The organism is Neorhizobium sp. 2083 (genome assembly GCF_031455615.1).
Classification (GTDB): Bacteria; Pseudomonadota; Alphaproteobacteria; order Rhizobiales; family Rhizobiaceae; genus Neorhizobium.
Genome location: NZ_JAVDTC010000001.1, coordinates 320393 through 335903, shown reverse-complemented (window position 1 = coordinate 335903; position 15511 = coordinate 320393). Strand labels below are relative to the sequence as shown.

The window sequence follows — 15511 nt, the reverse complement described above, 5'->3', positions numbered from 1 at the left end:
GTCGCCGCTTACCCGACCGAGAGTTTTCTCTCAGCCCGAAACAGTCTCGGCCTTGTTCTCCACGGAACGAGCCTCGCTCGCATCCCGCACGAATGCACCCTGCGCCCGCAGCACCGCCTGCAGTTCCGCGATATCCACATCCCGCGGTGCCACGCCGCGATTGGCCGCGACGCCTGCTGCTGCGCCGGCGGCCTGTCCCGTCAACCAGCATTGCGGAATCTCTCGCATGAAGCCGTGGCTGTTCGCGTCGCAGGAAATATGCCGCCCGGCGGCGAGCAGTCCGTTCAGCCTGGCCGGGACGAGCGACCCGTAGGGCACGGATATCACCGGGAATTTCGGCGAAACCGAGGGGCTGACGCCGATTTCGTCCGGCAGAACCTTGCCCTCGGGCCATTGGCTGCGCTCGACCCTGCCGACGCCGGCGAGCCGCCGCGTGTGCCGCACGCCGAGCTGCGGGGCGCTCAAGAGCATGTAGGCGTCCTTGAACCCCGGGGCATGCTTTCGGAAGAACTCGCAATGCGACTGCATGAACCGGTGCGAGCGGATTTCGACCTCGGTCATGTCGTCGACATCGAGCGCCGAAAGTCCCGACTGGCGCGGCCCGAGGAAAAGCGCGATGTCGTTGCGCCACGAGACGTATGGCGTCTGGAAGAACCCGAGCGTGTCGCGACCGAGCGTGTTGAAGTCTGCGAACGCCTGCTCCTGTTCCGACCGGAAGGCGAGCCATGTCTCCATGTCGACGCCGCCCAGCATGAAGCCGGTATTCATCGAGTGATGCACGTCGCCTTCCTCGATATCCGCCTCGAAGCTCGCGCCCGCGCGGGCAAAAACGTCGCCGTCGCCGGTGCAGTCCACCACGACCTTGGCCATGATCCCCTGACGGCCTTCCTTGCTTTCGAAGATGACACCCGTGACCGCGCCGTCCTCCACCACCGGCGTCGCGGCAAGGGAATGGAAAACGATCCTGACACCCGCCTCGATCAGCATTTCCTGCGAGGTCAGCTTGAGCCGCTCGGGATCGATGGTCGGCGCCCAGGTGACGATGCCGTGGAAGGCGGAGGTGCGCAGCCGCCAGTATTTCGCAAGGTCGGCATCGCGCACGCCCCAGAGGCTGCGGTCCGGCCCAGCGACCGCTTCGGGCGGCAGGCGGCCGAGAACCTCCTCGGCAAATCCGCGAATGACCTGCCGTCCCTCCCAGTCGGTCATGCGGTCGATCCAGATCACCACGCCGCCGGTGGAGAGCCCGCCGAGATGATTGTAGCGCTCCAGCACCACGACCTTAGCCCCGGTTCGTGCGGCAGCGAGCGCGGCGGCGGTTCCGGATGGCCCGCCGCCCACGACCAACACGTCGCAGCGGTGATAGACGGGAATGTCGCGCGCTTCTTCGCGAAGAACGCCCTCTCCGTTGCGGCGGGGAAAGACATACTGCCCCGATTCAAAGATGTCGGAACTCAGGAACCGGTTTTCGTTCTGCCGAATCTCCTTCACCGAAACCTTCTGATCGTCCATGGCACCCTCCCTGATTTTCGGAGCCCGTTGTGCTCAACGAGCCCGGAGGTGATTTAGCCAAGGATAAGCGGGCTGAGAAAGACACCAATACGCTGATAGAGTTTTCTCGATTCACGCTAGATGAGGAAGCATTGTGCCTGCGGTTTCATCTCGTCCGCCCATTTCCTACGCATGCGGTTAACCCGCCATGCTTCTCACGCAAGGCTGACCAGCGGTCGCGGCGTTGGTAAAGGCCGGTGTCCCGTCTTATATTGCTGCAGTGCAATATGAACAAGAAAGGAAGACATCATGTTTGACTCAGTCCGCAAGTTTGCCCGCGCTTTCCGCGTCCCCACCACCCAGGACCGCGAAGTCGCTTATCTGAACGAAGCCAACGACCGCATCGATCTCGAATACCGCATGCGCCAGGTCGATCGCGGCATGTTCCGCAAGTCTGGTTTCTAACCGACACGCTCCACCAGCCACCCGTTCGCGCGGAAATTGCCGCGCGGCTGTTGCAGGTCTTCGTGGGTCGCATCGACGCGGCCGAAGACCCGATCACCTCCGCGAAAACCTTGTCTCGGTGTAGACGGGCCAATTTTCGCCATCATCTTCGGCTTGGGCTAGAGCCTGTTGGACCGAAGATTCCCGCAGCCGACGGATGATGATCCCGCTGCCGAACCAGATGCACACTGATGCCATTTCGCCGCCGTACACCGCTTGCATTCCGTGAAAGACTGCGCCGGGCCGTCCTGCCTCCCAAGGACTTCCGCCGCGTTTTCGACTATTATCGCCTGAAGGTGATGCGCATCGGCGGTTCGCCGCATGCGGTCGCGGCCGGTCTTGCGATCGGTGTGGTCAGCGCCTGGACGCCCTTCCTCGGGCTCCACATCCTGTTTGCGATCCCGCTCGCCTATCTTTTTGGCGGCAGCATGATCGCCGCAGCACTTGGCACCACGTTTGCCAATCCGATCACCTGCCCGATCATCTGGCCGCTGACGTGGAAGATCGGCGAGACGATGCTTGGCAACGAAGCCATCGGCCATGACAGTCTCGATCTGGGCCGGCTGGTCCATCATCTCGATTTCTCGCAGCTCTGGCGCCCGATCCTGGAGCCGATGCTGATCGGCTCCCTGCCGCCGGGCATCGTCTGCGGCCTTATTTTCTACGCCGTCACCTATCTGGGCGTGCGCAGTTTCCGCAACCGGAGGCTGGAGCGCTTGACGGCGCGGGCCGGAGCCCTCAAGTCAGTATAAGGACTGACGAGAACCGGCCTGGTGCCGCAGGGAGATTTCATGATCATCGGCATGGGCAGCGACCTCATCGATATTAGACGCGTGGAGAAATCCATCGAACGGTTCGGCGAGCGTTTCACCCATCGCTGTTTCACCGAGATCGAGCGGGCGAAATCCGACCGCCGCCAGAACCGCGCCGCCTCCTACGCCAAGCGTTTCGCCGCCAAGGAGGCCTGTTCCAAGGCGCTCGGCACCGGCATCGCCCACGGCGTGTTCTGGAAGGACATGGGCGTCGTCAACCTGCCCGGCGGCCGGCCGACCATGGTGCTGACCAACGGCGCTGCCGAACGTCTGGCAGGCATGATGCCGGCGGGTCACGAAGCGGTTATTCACATCACCATCACCGACGAATACCCTTATGCGCAGGCCTTTGTGGTGATCGAAGCCCGCCCGGCGGGCTAATCGACCATTGCCGCGGCTTTGCGAAGGGTTTAGAGAACGCAAAACCGCTGGCAACAGCCGAGCAGAACAGAAAGACGTCAAACGTGTCCGATAAAGCCGAGACGAAGTCGCAGAACAGCCTTTGGGAAAACATCAAGGTCATCATCCAGGCCTTGCTGTTGGCGATGGTGATCCGCACGGTGCTTTTCCAGCCCTTCACCATCCCGTCCGGCTCGATGATGCCGACCCTGCTCGTCGGCGACTATATCTTCGTCAACAAGTTCGCCTACGGCTATTCCAAATATTCGCTGCCGTTCTCGCCCGACCTGTTCTCCGGCCGTATCCTGGAATTCAACGAGCCGAAGCGCGGCGACGTCATCGTCTTCCGCCTGCCGAGCCATCCGGATATCGACTATATCAAGCGCCTGATCGGCCTGCCGGGCGATCGCGTCCAGGTCACCAACGGCGTCCTGTTCGTCAACGGCAAGCCGGTTCCCAAGCAGGGCGACGGCACCTTCACCTCCGATTACAGTCTCGATCCGGGCACCGACGTGCCGGTGTTCCGCGAAACGCTCGATAACGGCGTCACCTACGACACGCTCGACCATTCGCCGGTCTCGCGCGGCGACAACACGCAGGAATTCGTGGTTCCTGCCGGCCATTATTTCTTCATGGGCGACAACCGCGACAACTCGCTCGACAGCCGTTTCGACGTCGGTTACGTGCCCGCCGAAAACCTCGTCGGCCGCGCCAGCGTCATCTTCTTCTCGCTCGGCAACGACACTTCGTTCCGCGAGATCTGGAAGTGGCCGACGAACATGCGTTGGGACCGGATTTTCAAGGTCGTTCGGTGATGAAATCAAGGGCGCTTTCGGCGGAGGAACGGGGCCAGCTTGAAAAAGCCATCGGCCATGAATTCGCCGACAAGCAATGGCTCGACCGGGCGCTCACCCATGCGAGCACCGGCTCGGCCAAGAATGCGAATTACGAACGGCTGGAATTCCTGGGTGACCGCGTGCTCGGCCTCTGCGTCGCCGAACTGCTGTTCAAGACGTTCCGCACAGCGGCCGAGGGCGAGCTTTCGGTGCGCCTGAACCAGCTCGTCAGCGCCGACAGCTGCGCTCTTGTCGCCGACGAACTGGAACTGCATCGTTTCATCCGCACCGGCGCCGACGTCAAGAAGCTGACCGGCAAGCGGATGATGAACGTGCGCGCCGACGTGGTGGAAAGCCTGATCGCGGCCCTCTATCTCGACGGCGGGCTCGAGGCCGCGCGCGGCTTCATCCTAAAGTACTGGGAAGGCCGCGCCACCCGCGCCGACGGCGCGCGCCGCGATGCCAAGACCGAGCTGCAGGAATGGGCGCATGCGAAATTCGGCCTGACGCCCGCCTACCGGGTGGACGAACGCTCCGGCCCGGATCATGATCCCCGTTTCACGGTGACGGTCGAGGTAACCGGCGTGGCGCCGGAGACCGGCCTCGACCGCTCCAAGCGCGCCGCCGAACAGGTGGCCGCCACCAGGATGCTCGAACGCGAAGGCGTGTGGCAGAAACCCCCTGCCGAACAATGAATTGGACACTATGACCGAAAACGACCACAGCACCGGCGACGAAAACGAAACCGGCCCTTCCGGCCCGACCCATTCCGGTTTCGTCGCCCTGATCGGCCCGACCAATGCCGGCAAATCGACGCTGCTCAACCGGCTCGTCGGCGCCAAGGTATCGATCGTCAGCCACAAGGTGCAGACGACGCGCGCCATCGTGCGCGGCATCGCCATCCACAACAACGCCCAGATCGTCTTCATGGATACGCCCGGCATCTTCAAGCCGCGCCGCCGGCTCGACCGCGCCATGGTGACGTCCGCCTGGGGCGGCGCCAAGGATGCCGACCTGATCCTGCTCCTGATCGACAGCGAACGCGGCATCCGCGGCGATGCCGAAGCGATCCTGGAAGGTCTCAAGGAAGTCCAGCAGCCGAAGATCCTGGTGCTCAACAAGATCGACCGCGTTCGCCACGAGGACCTGCTGAAACTGGCTGCTGCCGCCAACGAAGCCGTGCGGTTCGAGCGCACCTTCATGGTCTCCGCGACGACCGGTTCCGGCTGCGACGACTTGATGGACTATCTCTCCGAGACGCTGCCGGAAGGCCCCTGGTATTATCCCGAGGACCAGATCTCCGACCTGCCGATGCGCCAGCTCGCCGCCGAGATCACCCGCGAAAAGCTCTTCCTGCGCCTGCACCAGGAGCTTCCCTACGCTTCGCATGTCGAGACGGAGAAGTGGGAGGAGCGCAAGGACGGTTCGGTGCGCATCGAACAGGTGATCTACGTGGAGCGCGACAGCCAGAAGAAGATCGCGCTCGGCAAGAACGGCGATGCCATCAAGGCGATCTCCACCGCGTCCCGCAAGGAACTCTCCGAAATCCTCGAACAGCCGGTCCATCTCTTCCTGTTCGTCAAGGTCCGCGAGAACTGGGGCGACGATCCCGAACGTTTTCGCGAGATGGGACTGGAATTCCCCAAGGGTTGAGACCCTCCATAAAGCGACGTCGATGCCGCGCGTCGACGCGGCACAAGATGTTCAGCAAGTCGGATTGCACACCCGCCCAAGCCGCCGCTGCGGGCCGCGCTTCCTTTAGTGCGACCTGCAGGCGGAATAGCTCGGGTTAACTATTTTTATCCATAATTATAAGGACTTGCTAACGTAGCGCCGAAGATCCAATTTGGCGGCAAAATGGCGCGGAGAGTCGTGAATGTCGGACGTTGGGTTCGGAGAGGGCAAGACAGGCTTGGATGACGTGAATTCTGTCGGCTTCTACAGTTGGGTGGTGCCGGAAAACAAGGTTTACGGCGATCAGGTGATCGCATTCATATTCGGTGTTTCTGAGCAGGAATTGGCGAGCGGCGCCCCGATCGAAAAGGTCATCCGTTATATCGACGAGGGCGACAGGCAGCGGGTCGCGAAGTCGATCCACGATGCGATCGTCACCGGCTGCGCCTACCAGGAGAATTACGGCGTCACCCATCCCGACGGCCGCCGGATCGACGTTGCGGCGAACGGCCGGTGCCTGCGCGATGCCGAAGGCGTTCCGCACATCTATAGCGGCACGGTCACCATTCAGTCCGCGGCGGTTGCCGCGAACGATCCCCTGGAGAACCACTGCCGCGCCGCGCTCGGGCTTGCCACCAAACGCCGCCAGATGCTCGCCGCGCGCTACCTCACCTCCGCTCTCAACGTGCTCGGCAAATAGGCAAGCGTCTCATTTCTGCCGGTCCATCAGCGCCTTGACCTCCAGGTAACGGCGGCGGTTGTCCTGGTCCTGCTCGTTGGGTCCGTAGCAGGTCTTGGAAATGCAGAAGCGCTGCAGGCGGAAGGGCGGGGTCGGCTTGTCGAACTCGCATTCGACGTCGTTGGTGAAATCGGTCGGCTTGGCGTCCTCGCGGGTGGAATAGGTCAGCCGCGCACCGGGCGGATCCAGTTCCGGGAAGGACTGGACGATGCCCGTCTTGATCGACGGCACCAGCAGGAAATTTTTGGCGACCGTAATGCAGGCCTGTTCGAGCTGCGGCGATTGCGCGGCGGCCGGCGGCGCCGTCAGGAAAGCGGCGGGCAAGGCGGCGAGGAGGGCGGTAGCGAAGAGGGCGTGTTTCATGAAGGCTCCCCAGGGATGGCATGATGTGGGTCTGATGTGACGTCGCGAATTTTCGCACAGGAATCCAAATGGAGGCCGATTTGTTCCAGGCAAGCCCATGCAAGCCTCGATCTTTGCTGCGGGCCGGCGAAAGCAGAAACCGATTCAGTCTGAACGACTTATGCTCTATTGTTGAATCAGCTCGAAAGGAGCTTCACTCGACACATGCAGTGGCAGGACGAAGCGATCATCATAGGCGTCAAGCGCCACGGCGAGACGAGCGTCATCGCCGAGCTGATGACCCGTGACCGCGGCAGGCATCTCGGCCTTGTCCGTTCCGGCCGCTCGCGGGCGATGCAGCCGGTGCTGCAGGCCGGCAACCGGGTCGAGGCGGTCTGGCGCGCGCGGCTCGACGAACATCTCGGCGAGTTCAAGCTGGAGCCGGTCCGCCTGCGCGCCGCAAAACTGATGGAGACCGCGACCGCGGTCTACGGCGTCCAGGCCATGGGCGCGCTGCTGCGCCTGCTTCCCGAGCGCGACCCGCATCCGCATCTCTTCGATGCGCTGGACATCATCCTCGATGCCTTCGACGACCCGTCCGATGCCGGCGAGCTTTTCGTGCGTTTCGAGCTCGCGGTGCTGAACGACCTCGGTTTCGGCCTTGACCTGACCGAATGCGCGGCCACCGGCGGGCGGCGGGACCTCGTCTACGTCTCGCCGAAAAGCGGCCGCGCCGTCTCCCGCGAGGCAGGCGCCCCCTATGCCGACCGGATGCTGGCTTTGCCGGGTTTCCTCAGCGAAGGGGCGGCTTCTGCCGCCGATCGCGACAGCATGGCGGAAGCCTTCCGGCTCACCGGCTATTTCCTGCACCGCCATGTCTACGAACCGCGCGGTCTGACGGAAAACGCCGCCCGCGACGGCTTCGTCCAGGCGGCGCTGAAGGCGCTTTCGAAGGATGTGGAACGCCAGGCCGGCTGAGGTTCGGCCGGCGCTGTTATTCGGCCGGTTGCGGCTGCAATAGCCCGCGCTCGACCGGCTTTTCCTGGATCGGCCAGTGCACCACCGCGGCAAAGATGCCGAGCGCCACGCCGAGCCACCAGACCGGATCGTAGGAGCCGAAACGGTCGTAGAGATAACCGCCCATCCACACACCGAGGAACGAACCCACCTGGTGCGACAGGAAAACCAGGCCGCCCAGCAGCCCCAGATGTCGCGTGCCGAACATGATGGCGACAAGCCCGTTGGTCGGCGGCACCGTGGAAAGCCAGAGCAGCCCCATGACGGTCGCGAACACGATCACCGAGACCGGCGTCTGCGGAAGAAGCAGGAAGGCCGTCACCGCGATCGACCGGGCGATATAGATATAGGCGAGGAAATAGGGTTTTGAGTACCGCTGGCCGATAAAGCCCGCGCCGAGCGAGCCGATGATGTTGAAGAAGCCGATCAGCGCCATGGCGATCACCGCATACCGCGCATCGATGCCGATATCCCCGAGATAGGCCGGGAAATGCGCGGTGATGAAGGCGACCTGGAAGCCGCAGACGAAAAAGCCGGCGGTGAGCAGCAGGTAGCTCTGGTGGCCGAAGGCTTCCTTCAGCGCAGCACTCACCGATTGCTGGAACTGGCTGTGCGACTGGCTTCCCGAGCTGGCATTGCCGCGCAGCGGAAAGGCGAGCAGCGGCACGGCCAGCATCAGCACCGACAGATAGACGAGGCTGTCGGACCAGCCGAAATTGCTGATCAGCGCCTGGCTCAGCGGGGCAAACAGGAACATGCCGGCCGAGCCCGCGGCCGTGCCGATGCCGAACGCCATCGAGCGCTGCTCCGGCGTCACGTTTCGGGCAAAGGCGGAAAGGATGACGCTGAAGGATCCGGCGGCGATCGCCAGCCCGATCAGGACGCCGCCGCCGATATGCAGCCAGACCGGCGCATTGGCATTGGCCATGACGATGAGGCCGGTGGCATAAAGCACGCCGGACACGGTCAGCACGCGGCCGGTGCCGTATTTGTCGGCAAGCGCCCCGAAGAACGGCTGGCCGAGCCCCCAGGCAAGGTTCTGGATCGCCATGGCGAGCCCGAAGGTGGAGCGGTCCCAGCCGGTATCGTGGAGCATCGGAAGCTGGAAGAAACCCATGGCCGAGCGCGGGCCGAAGGTCAGCATGGCGATCAACGCGCCGGCGACGATGATCAGCCAGGGCATGGGAGCCGGCCTCTTCGCGGATGGCGATGCGGATGTAGGCATGCGATTCCTCCTCGAGCGTGAGGGGCAAACCATACCGCGCAGGCTGCTGTTCTTAAAACAACTTTTGCTCAATCAATCCATCACCGGGATTGATGCAGCGGTGCGGGGTGGCTGCCCGCATAACCGTGGTTTCGGGTGCTGCACCCCCCTCTGTCCTGCCGGACATCTCCCCCTCAAGGGGGGAGATCGGATGTGGCGCGACCTTCCCGCAACATTTGCTGTATCATTTGCAGCAAGGAAGATAGCTGAGACAGGGCAGGGGCGGTGCCACGAGTCAATCTCCCCCCTTGAGGGGGAGATGTCCGGCAGGACAGAGGGGGGTGTCGTGCGGGCACGACACCGGCCGCATCAGGCCAGCAAGACGGAGGAAGTATTCCCCCGTACCTCCACATGCCCCCTTACGGCGTGCCCGGCAGATCGATGGCCGGCGGTGCGGCCCTTCCGAGCCGGGCCTCTCGCCAGATGGTAAAAATGCCGGCGGCGATGACGATCGCCACGCCGAGGATCATGTTGGCGGTCATCACGTCGCCGAACACGAAGACGCCCATCAGGCAGACGAGCACCGACTGGATATAGGACATCGGCTGCACGACCACCGCGTCGAGCAGGTTGAAGGCGCGGATCAGAAGGTAGTGCCCGCTCATGCCGGTGATGCACAGCACCAGCATCCACAGCCAGTCGGTAGGCGTGATATGCGTCCAGTAGAACGGCCCGACGAAGGTGATCGTCACCGCGCCCGCGACGCCGGTATAGAAGAAGGCGGTGTCGGACGTGTCGGTACGGCTCGCAAGCCGGGTCATCACCGAATAGACCCCAAACATCAGCGTCGCGACCATCGGGATGATGATCTTGGCGTCGAAGGTCGCGTTGAGCGGATTGACGATCAGGAGGATGCCGACGAAGCCGATGCCGATCGCCGTCCAGCGGCGCCAGCCGACCTTTTCGCCGAGGAACGGCACCGAAAGACAGGCGACGACGAGCGGCGCCGCCGCAAAGATCGTGTGGCTGGCCGCGAGCCCGACGCGCGAGAAGGAGAAGATCGAGATGACGATCTGCACCGCCAGAAGCGCGCCGCGGGCGATCTGCAGCCACAGGCGGTTGGCGTTGGCCGCTCCCTTCACCCCGCCCGCGGACCGGCTCGCCAGCGCCAGCGCGAAACCTGCGAACGCCCAGTAGCGGATCATGGTGATGAAGATCGGCGGATAGGCGCTGCCCAGATGTTTGGAAATCCCGTCCTGCATCGAAAAGATCGTCACCGCCGCGATGGCGCAGATGAGGCCGGTGGACCGAGGGGTCATGAAGACAGTTTCTTTCGGGAACGCGCCCGGAAATCCGGTCGGCACATGGGGAGAGGGCAATGCTAGGATGGTATTGCGTTGTGACCGTTCGGCAAGGGGCCGGACAATATGCTTTTTGCGAATAGCTGCCATGCGTGGAATGGGGGAGTGGGTTGGCGTGGTGGCTGCTTAGCGCCGGAAGCAGGCCCTCACCGCCGAATCATCTTTCGTACCATCCACGATGGTCTGCAGTTAACCGACGATAATTGAGATCATCGGCAAATAAATTCTCTGCTCCCCTGCCACACAGGCGCTGGGAGGCATTGCCTTGGAAACCTAGCGGAATTCAGCTGTACACAAGCCTTGGTTGATAAAGAGCGCTATGTTTCTCGCCAATTTTCGGGAGTTGATAAATGGTCTCGTCGATAGCATCATATGGAACTGGTCTGGACTATTCTCGAAATCTACGCGTTCAGTCGGGAAGCACAGCTCAAGCGCGTGAAGACGCCGCGAAAAGGGTCCAAGCCGCCATTGTAAATGGCGCATCTACAAAAGAAATCGAAGCACTCGTCATCGAAGCGGGATCAATCCGCTACACCGAAGACGAGTTGGCTGCCGACGAGCAGCGGATCAACGCGCGAGAAGATCTCAAAGCAAGGCTGCGTGCTGGCATTGCCGACCCGGAAGAGGAGTTTAAAGCAAAGGCTTTCCTAGTCACGCCAGACTCATGGCCCGATGAGCAGAGGCTAGACGCTGCCCGTCAAATTGATGCCGCCGGATATCTCGACAGCCAAATCCAGAATAGGCTCGCTGAGCCTCGCCCTCATACAAGGCGGGAACTTCAGGAGATACGAGATCCTTCCAGATATGCCGGTATTGAGGTGAAACGCTTGCCGCCGGTCGTTGGATTTCAGCCGACTGCGGCGATGAAGGCGGAAGTCGCCGCAATTCATGCGAATTCATCGCGCGTCGCAGCCGAGTTAAACGCGCAAAGGCAGGCAAATCCCGGACTTTACGCCGACAACCTCGAAAACAATTCGATGAATGAGACCAACGTTGCCACAATCCCTGCCAAAGATCTCGACGACAAGATTGAGTACATCACACATTTAATCGAAAGCGGAGAATCGGAAAAATACTCTTTTACTGCTGGCAATGGTGATCAAACCACCACCTCAATCCATCAGTTTCTATATTGGCTTCAACAGCGCGCGACAGAGATGGATAACGGCGGGACCTATTTGCCGGTGATGTTTAACAATCCAAACGCTTAGTATTTTCGGCTATGGCAGAGATGACAATGTCCTATTCGCGGAGAAACGTTTTTCGATTTGTTCAATCGCGCTGATAGGCCCGGAAGTCGGCTTCGGGCCGAAGACGGACGCAAGATGCAGGTCTCTTGCTACCGTCCGAAGGAGCCTGAAGTCGTTCGAGCTATACCCGACCAGCTCGCCCGGCCTCACCTCTCCACCAACAACCCCGAAACCAGCGTCAGAAACGCCTCCACCGCCTTTTTCGACACCGTCTCCGGGTCCTCCGCACTGGCGATCCACAGCGCTGCGCTCAGCGTCGCGCCGTTGACGAGGCGGGCGGTGGCTTCGGCGTCGACGGGGCGCACGGTGCCGTTGTCGATCAGCGTCTGCAGGCTTGCGGTGGTAGCGCGGATGCAGGCGCTCTGGTTCGGCCATTGCGACGGGTCGCCGAGCACCGCCGGGCCGTCGAGCAGCATGATGCGCTGGATTTCCGGCTCCAGCGACATCTCGATATAGGCGACGCATTCGTCGACGAAAGCCTGCCAAGGCGTTTCGGCCCTCGATGAGATGACGCTGAGCCGCTCTGACATTTCGGCGTCGATCTGCATGATCACCGCCAGCAACAGTCCCTTCTTGTCGCCGAAATGGTGGTAGAGCGCGCCGCGCGTCAGCCCCGCGCCGGCGGTGAAATCGTCCATCGAGGCATCGGCATAACCCTGGCTCGCAAACGCATGCCGGGCGGCCGCGATCAGTTTCGCCCGGGTCTCGGCGATCATTTCCTTGCGCGGCTTCGGCGCGCTTTTCGGCGCCGTTTCGGACGCCATCCTGGTGACGATCCTGTCTGCCATCTTCTCAGCCATGCGGACTCCGACTTATTCGCATACGCGACGTATGTTGATTGACATACGAGACGCATGCGATTATCTAGCTTGCATACGCGGCGTATGTAAGTCTTCATTCAAAATAACCCAAGGAGCAGGTTATGCCCAATCCCTATCGCGAAATATTCGCAAGGCCGGGTACGAAAGGTTTTTCCGCAGCCGCTTTCGTGGCGCGGCTGCCGCTGCCGATGACGACGATCGGGCTTGTCGCCATGCTTTCCCAGACCCATGGCGAATATTGGCTGGCCGGGGCGGTTTCGGCCACGTTCGCGCTCGCCAATGCCTTCATCTCCCCGCAGGTGTCGCGCTGGGTGGATGCGAAGGGCCAGTCGGCGGTGCTGGTGCCGACGACGTTCGTCACCTTTTTTGCGCTGATCGGCCTTGCCGCCGCCGCCTGGATGCGCTGGCCGGTCTGGACGCTGTTTGCCTTCGCGCTCGTCGCCGGCCTGATGCCGAGCATGATGGCGCTGGTTCGTGCCCGCTGGTCGGAGATCTATCGCGACCGGCCGGAGCTGCACACCGCCTTCGCCTTCGAATCGGTCATCGACGAGCTCGTCTATATCTGCGGCCCGGTCTTCGGTATCGGCCTCAGCGTCTCGCTGTTCCCGGAAGCCGGCGTGCTCGCCTCGGCCGCATTCCTGGCGGTCGGCACGGCGCTGTTCGTCGTCCAGAAATCGACCGAACCGAAGGTCGATCCGCAGCGCGTGCGGGCTGGCGGTTCGGTCATGCGGCGGCCTGCCATGTGGTTCCTGGTCGTGCTTTGCGCCGGCATGGGTGTCATCTTCGGCACGGCGGAAGTCTCGGTCGTCGCCTTTTCCGAAGCGTTGGGCCACAAGGGCGCCGCCACCTATATCCTGTCGGCCTATGCCGCCGGCTCCTTCGTGGTCGGTCTCGTCTTCGGCGCCATCAAGTTCAAGTCGTCGCTTGCCCGCCGGCTGCTCTTCGCAAGCCTGGTCGCCGCCGTCACCACGCTGCCCATGCCCTTCGTCGGCAGCCTCTGGGGCCTAACCCTGGTCGTCTTCCTGGCCGGCTCGGCGATCTCGCCGACCTTCATTTCCGCCATGACGCTGATCGAGCGCATCGTCCCGTCCTCGCAGGTGACGGAGGGCATCACCTATGCCATGACCGGTATGAGCATCGGTTTCGCCGCCGGCTCCTCGCTCGCCGGCTGGACGATCGACGCCTACGGCGCCTCCAACGGCTTCTGGGTGGCGGTGGCGGGCGGCGCGGTGGCCTTCACGACGATGCTTGCGGGCTCCGGTGTGCTGAGCCGGCCGGAGAGGCAGGCAGCAATGTCAGGACGGGGGGCGGGGGCTTTGAACCCGGCGGAGTGATCTCTTCAGGTGACTTTCCGGGAAAGGCGGCCTCTCACCCCGCCTCCGCTACGCCCGGCGACCCTCTGCCCGCACGCGGGGCGAGGGGGGGAACTGCGACGGCGCGGCATACGTCCTTCTCCCCGTCAAAACGGGGAGAAGGTGCCGGCAGGCGGATGAGGGGTTATCTCGTCATCTCCAGAGCCTTCGCCGCGAACCAATATCAATCCCCTTCAAGCTCGCCGCTTGATCGCCCAGGTCTCCGCCCGCTCGGCAACCACCGTCGCGATATCGCCGACCTTGATATGCCCGGTCCCGCGCGGCACGGCGTTCCAGCCGAACAGCGGGCCTGGCACGCGCCGGTCGGCCGACATGCGGAGGCGGCCCATCGCCGTCATCGGGTTGGCGACGTCGCGCGAGCCGGTCGTCTGGTCCTGCGTGATCATGATGCAGCGGGCGCAGGGCTTGACGAGGTCGAACCTTATCCCGCCGATCTCGATCGCTTCCCAGCCGTCATCGGCGAACGGCTCGTCATGGTCGATGACGATATTGGCCCGGAACCGCTCCATGCCGACCGTGCCCTCGCCATGTTTTTCCATCTCCGCGTTGAGCGCGGCGAGCGATCCGGTGGTCGTCACCAGAACCTGGTAGCCGTCGGCGAAGGTGACGGGCGTATCCGGCCCCGCCCAGTCGTCGCTGGCCGTGCGCTTTGCCCGGTCGTCGAAAAACACGAGTTGCACCTCGCGGCCCAGCCACTCGGAAAGCCGCGCATTGGTCTCCTTTTCGGCAACCGCCGCGCTGACGATCGATTTCCACACGACCACGTCCGTGCGCCGGTAGGGCGGCGGCTGCGGAACCGTCATTTCGCCCTTGCCGTCCATCACGAAACGGACCGCGCCGCCCTGCGGATAGACCTGAAGCTGTGCAAGCGCCTGCAGGTCGCGCTGGTTGACGAACTGGCCGGTCGGGTCCGCGAGCATCATCCGGCGATCGCCGAGAACGCCCTCCGGCCCGATCTCAGCCTCCTTCAGCGCGATGCCGCGGCCGCTTTTCAGCGGATAGAAATTGAGCTCGCTGATCCGCATGGTTTCTCCTTCAGATTTCGTCGATGAAGAGGTCGAGCACCTGCCTCAGCCGCTCGTGCCGCTCGGTGGCAAGCGCGCGGCCCGCCGCCGTCTGGAAGCCGTCGGCGAGCTTGAACAGTTTCACTTCGAAATGGTCGATCGCAAAGGCCTTGTCGTCGAGCGGGCGGTGTCTGGCGAGCGGATCGGCGGGGTCGTAGAGGCCGGAGCCCATCCGCCCGGCGATATAGAAGCAGCGCGCCGCGCCCACCATGCCGATCGCGTCCAGCCGGTCGGCATCCTGCAACATCTTCGCCTCCAGCGTCTCGGGCGTGATGTTGGCCGAAAAGCTGTGTGCCATCACCGCATGCGCGACCGCCGCGATATCCGCCTTGCTCCAGCCGATCCCATCGAGGACCGCCGACGCCTTCTCCGCCGCCAGCCGCGAGGCCTGCGCCCGCAAAGGCGAGTTTTTCTCCACGGAGACGCAATCGTGCAGCAACACGGCAGCGGCCAGCACCCGTCCGTCGCCGCCTTCCTTGGAGTGTATGCGCATCGCATTGCGGAACACGCGCAGGATATGGGCGATGTCATGCGAACCGTCGTCGCCCTCGGTCGCATGCGGGATCAGGGTTTCGGCAAGCGCCTCGAAAGGCGAAAAGGCGGCGGCCAGGGAAGCGGCGGGGGAGG

17 protein-coding genes are annotated in these 15511 nt (G+C 63.0%); 10 read left to right on the top strand and 7 right to left on the bottom strand.

What is annotated here, in order from left to right; translation table 11 throughout:
• Window positions 1-30: 30 nt before the first annotated feature.
• Window positions 31-1509, bottom strand: coding sequence for an FAD-dependent oxidoreductase (locus J2X76_RS01680; RefSeq protein ID WP_310212391.1), 1479 nt, complete (start codon window positions 1507-1509; stop codon window positions 31-33).
• Window positions 1510-1797: 288 nt separating this feature from the next.
• Between J2X76_RS01680 and J2X76_RS01675 the strand changes: the two genes are divergently transcribed.
• The 7 genes from J2X76_RS01675 (at window position 1798) to J2X76_RS01645 (ending at window position 6413) form a co-directional block, all read left to right on the top strand.
• Window positions 1798-1953 carry a DUF3563 family protein gene (locus tag J2X76_RS01675; protein ID WP_080955802.1) on the top strand — a complete coding sequence of 52 codons (156 nt, stop codon included), beginning with the start codon at window positions 1798-1800 and terminating at the stop codon, window positions 1951-1953.
• Window positions 1954-2183: 230 nt separating this feature from the next.
• On the top strand, window positions 2184-2744 hold the full coding sequence (locus tag J2X76_RS01670; protein ID WP_113129920.1) for a DUF2062 domain-containing protein: 561 nt from the start codon (window positions 2184-2186) through the stop codon (window positions 2742-2744).
• Window positions 2745-2783: 39 nt separating this feature from the next.
• Window positions 2784-3185 (top strand): holo-ACP synthase, encoded by a 402-nt coding sequence (gene acpS / locus J2X76_RS01665; protein ID WP_113129921.1) that lies wholly within the window; start codon window positions 2784-2786, stop codon window positions 3183-3185.
• Between the two features lie 83 nt (window positions 3186-3268).
• Window positions 3269-4018 (top strand): signal peptidase I, encoded by a 750-nt coding sequence (gene lepB / locus J2X76_RS01660; protein WP_113129922.1) that lies wholly within the window; start codon window positions 3269-3271, stop codon window positions 4016-4018.
• Window positions 4018-4734, top strand: a complete 717-nt coding sequence (gene rnc, locus J2X76_RS01655) for a ribonuclease III (protein ID WP_405029966.1) — start codon at window positions 4018-4020, stop codon at window positions 4732-4734. Before lepB ends, rnc begins: the two co-directional genes overlap by 1 nt.
• 10 nt (window positions 4735-4744) lie before the next feature.
• On the top strand, window positions 4745-5692 hold the full coding sequence (gene era / locus J2X76_RS01650; RefSeq protein WP_113284241.1) for a GTPase Era: 948 nt from the start codon (window positions 4745-4747) through the stop codon (window positions 5690-5692).
• Window positions 5693-5915: 223 nt separating this feature from the next.
• Window positions 5916-6413 carry a PAS domain-containing protein gene (locus J2X76_RS01645; protein WP_113129925.1) on the top strand — a complete coding sequence of 166 codons (498 nt, stop codon included), beginning with the start codon at window positions 5916-5918 and terminating at the stop codon, window positions 6411-6413.
• A gap of 9 nt (window positions 6414-6422) precedes the next feature.
• Here J2X76_RS01645 and J2X76_RS01640 read toward each other — a convergent pair whose 3' ends face one another.
• The gene (locus J2X76_RS01640; RefSeq protein ID WP_113129926.1) at window positions 6423-6815 is read right to left on the bottom strand and encodes a hypothetical protein; all 393 of its coding nucleotides are present in this window, start codon (window positions 6813-6815) and stop codon (window positions 6423-6425) included.
• A 204-nt stretch (window positions 6816-7019) separates the two neighbouring features.
• Here J2X76_RS01640 and recO point away from each other — a divergent pair, with 204 nt between their 5' ends.
• A complete protein-coding gene (gene recO / locus J2X76_RS01635; RefSeq protein ID WP_113129927.1) occupies window positions 7020-7772 on the top strand; it encodes a DNA repair protein RecO in 753 nt (250 codons plus the stop codon).
• A 16-nt stretch (window positions 7773-7788) separates the two neighbouring features.
• On the opposite strand, the gene J2X76_RS01630 is transcribed toward recO, so the two are convergent.
• Window positions 7789-9036, bottom strand: coding sequence for an MFS transporter (locus J2X76_RS01630; RefSeq protein ID WP_310212377.1), 1248 nt, complete (start codon window positions 9034-9036; stop codon window positions 7789-7791).
• A gap of 398 nt (window positions 9037-9434) precedes the next feature.
• On the bottom strand, window positions 9435-10334 hold the full coding sequence (locus tag J2X76_RS01625) for a DMT family transporter (protein WP_310212375.1): 900 nt from the start codon (window positions 10332-10334) through the stop codon (window positions 9435-9437).
• 392 nt (window positions 10335-10726) lie between these two features.
• On the opposite strand from J2X76_RS01625, the gene J2X76_RS01620 reads away from it, so the two are divergent.
• Window positions 10727-11587, top strand: coding sequence for a hypothetical protein (locus J2X76_RS01620; protein WP_310212372.1), 861 nt, complete (start codon window positions 10727-10729; stop codon window positions 11585-11587).
• Window positions 11588-11772: 185 nt separating this feature from the next.
• Here J2X76_RS01620 and J2X76_RS01615 read toward each other — a convergent pair whose 3' ends face one another.
• A complete protein-coding gene (locus tag J2X76_RS01615; protein WP_310214667.1) occupies window positions 11773-12390 on the bottom strand; it encodes a TetR/AcrR family transcriptional regulator in 618 nt (205 codons plus the stop codon).
• Window positions 12391-12548: 158 nt separating this feature from the next.
• Between J2X76_RS01615 and J2X76_RS01610 the strand changes: the two genes are divergently transcribed.
• The gene (locus J2X76_RS01610) at window positions 12549-13781 is read left to right on the top strand and encodes an MFS transporter (RefSeq protein WP_310212369.1); all 1233 of its coding nucleotides are present in this window, start codon (window positions 12549-12551) and stop codon (window positions 13779-13781) included.
• A 212-nt stretch (window positions 13782-13993) separates the two neighbouring features.
• On the opposite strand, the gene J2X76_RS01605 is transcribed toward J2X76_RS01610, so the two are convergent.
• Together J2X76_RS01605 and J2X76_RS01600 are read right to left on the bottom strand one after the other, a co-directional pair.
• The gene (locus J2X76_RS01605) at window positions 13994-14845 is read right to left on the bottom strand and encodes an MOSC domain-containing protein (RefSeq protein ID WP_113284164.1); all 852 of its coding nucleotides are present in this window, start codon (window positions 14843-14845) and stop codon (window positions 13994-13996) included.
• A 10-nt stretch (window positions 14846-14855) separates the two neighbouring features.
• Window positions 14856-15494 (bottom strand): HD domain-containing protein, encoded by a 639-nt coding sequence (locus J2X76_RS01600; protein WP_310214665.1) that lies wholly within the window; start codon window positions 15492-15494, stop codon window positions 14856-14858.
• Window positions 15495-15511: the final 17 nt, after the last annotated feature.

What these genes read in the sequence shown, in the direction of transcription:
- J2X76_RS01680 (WP_310212391.1), bottom strand. Translation starts at nt 1,509, where the DNA reads ATGGACGATCAGAAGGTTTCGGTGAAGGAGATTCGGCAGAACGAAAAC.
- J2X76_RS01675 (WP_080955802.1), top strand. Translation starts at nt 1,798, where the DNA reads ATGTTTGACTCAGTCCGCAAGTTTGCCCGCGCTTTCCGCGTCCCCACC.
- J2X76_RS01670 (WP_113129920.1), top strand. Translation starts at nt 2,184, where the DNA reads ATGCCATTTCGCCGCCGTACACCGCTTGCATTCCGTGAAAGACTGCGC.
- acpS (WP_113129921.1), top strand. Translation starts at nt 2,784, where the DNA reads ATGATCATCGGCATGGGCAGCGACCTCATCGATATTAGACGCGTGGAG.
- rnc (WP_405029966.1), top strand. Translation starts at nt 4,018, where the DNA reads ATGAAATCAAGGGCGCTTTCGGCGGAGGAACGGGGCCAGCTTGAAAAA.
- era (WP_113284241.1), top strand. Translation starts at nt 4,745, where the DNA reads ATGACCGAAAACGACCACAGCACCGGCGACGAAAACGAAACCGGCCCT.
- J2X76_RS01645 (WP_113129925.1), top strand. Translation starts at nt 5,916, where the DNA reads ATGTCGGACGTTGGGTTCGGAGAGGGCAAGACAGGCTTGGATGACGTG.
- J2X76_RS01640 (WP_113129926.1), bottom strand. Translation starts at nt 6,815, where the DNA reads ATGAAACACGCCCTCTTCGCTACCGCCCTCCTCGCCGCCTTGCCCGCC.
- recO (WP_113129927.1), top strand. Translation starts at nt 7,020, where the DNA reads ATGCAGTGGCAGGACGAAGCGATCATCATAGGCGTCAAGCGCCACGGC.
- J2X76_RS01630 (WP_310212377.1), bottom strand. Translation starts at nt 9,036, where the DNA reads ATGCCTACATCCGCATCGCCATCCGCGAAGAGGCCGGCTCCCATGCCC.
- J2X76_RS01625 (WP_310212375.1), bottom strand. Translation starts at nt 10,334, where the DNA reads ATGACCCCTCGGTCCACCGGCCTCATCTGCGCCATCGCGGCGGTGACG.
- J2X76_RS01620 (WP_310212372.1), top strand. Translation starts at nt 10,727, where the DNA reads ATGGTCTCGTCGATAGCATCATATGGAACTGGTCTGGACTATTCTCGA.
- J2X76_RS01615 (WP_310214667.1), bottom strand. Translation starts at nt 12,390, where the DNA reads ATGGCGTCCGAAACGGCGCCGAAAAGCGCGCCGAAGCCGCGCAAGGAA.
- J2X76_RS01610 (WP_310212369.1), top strand. Translation starts at nt 12,549, where the DNA reads ATGCCCAATCCCTATCGCGAAATATTCGCAAGGCCGGGTACGAAAGGT.
- J2X76_RS01605 (WP_113284164.1), bottom strand. Translation starts at nt 14,845, where the DNA reads ATGCGGATCAGCGAGCTCAATTTCTATCCGCTGAAAAGCGGCCGCGGC.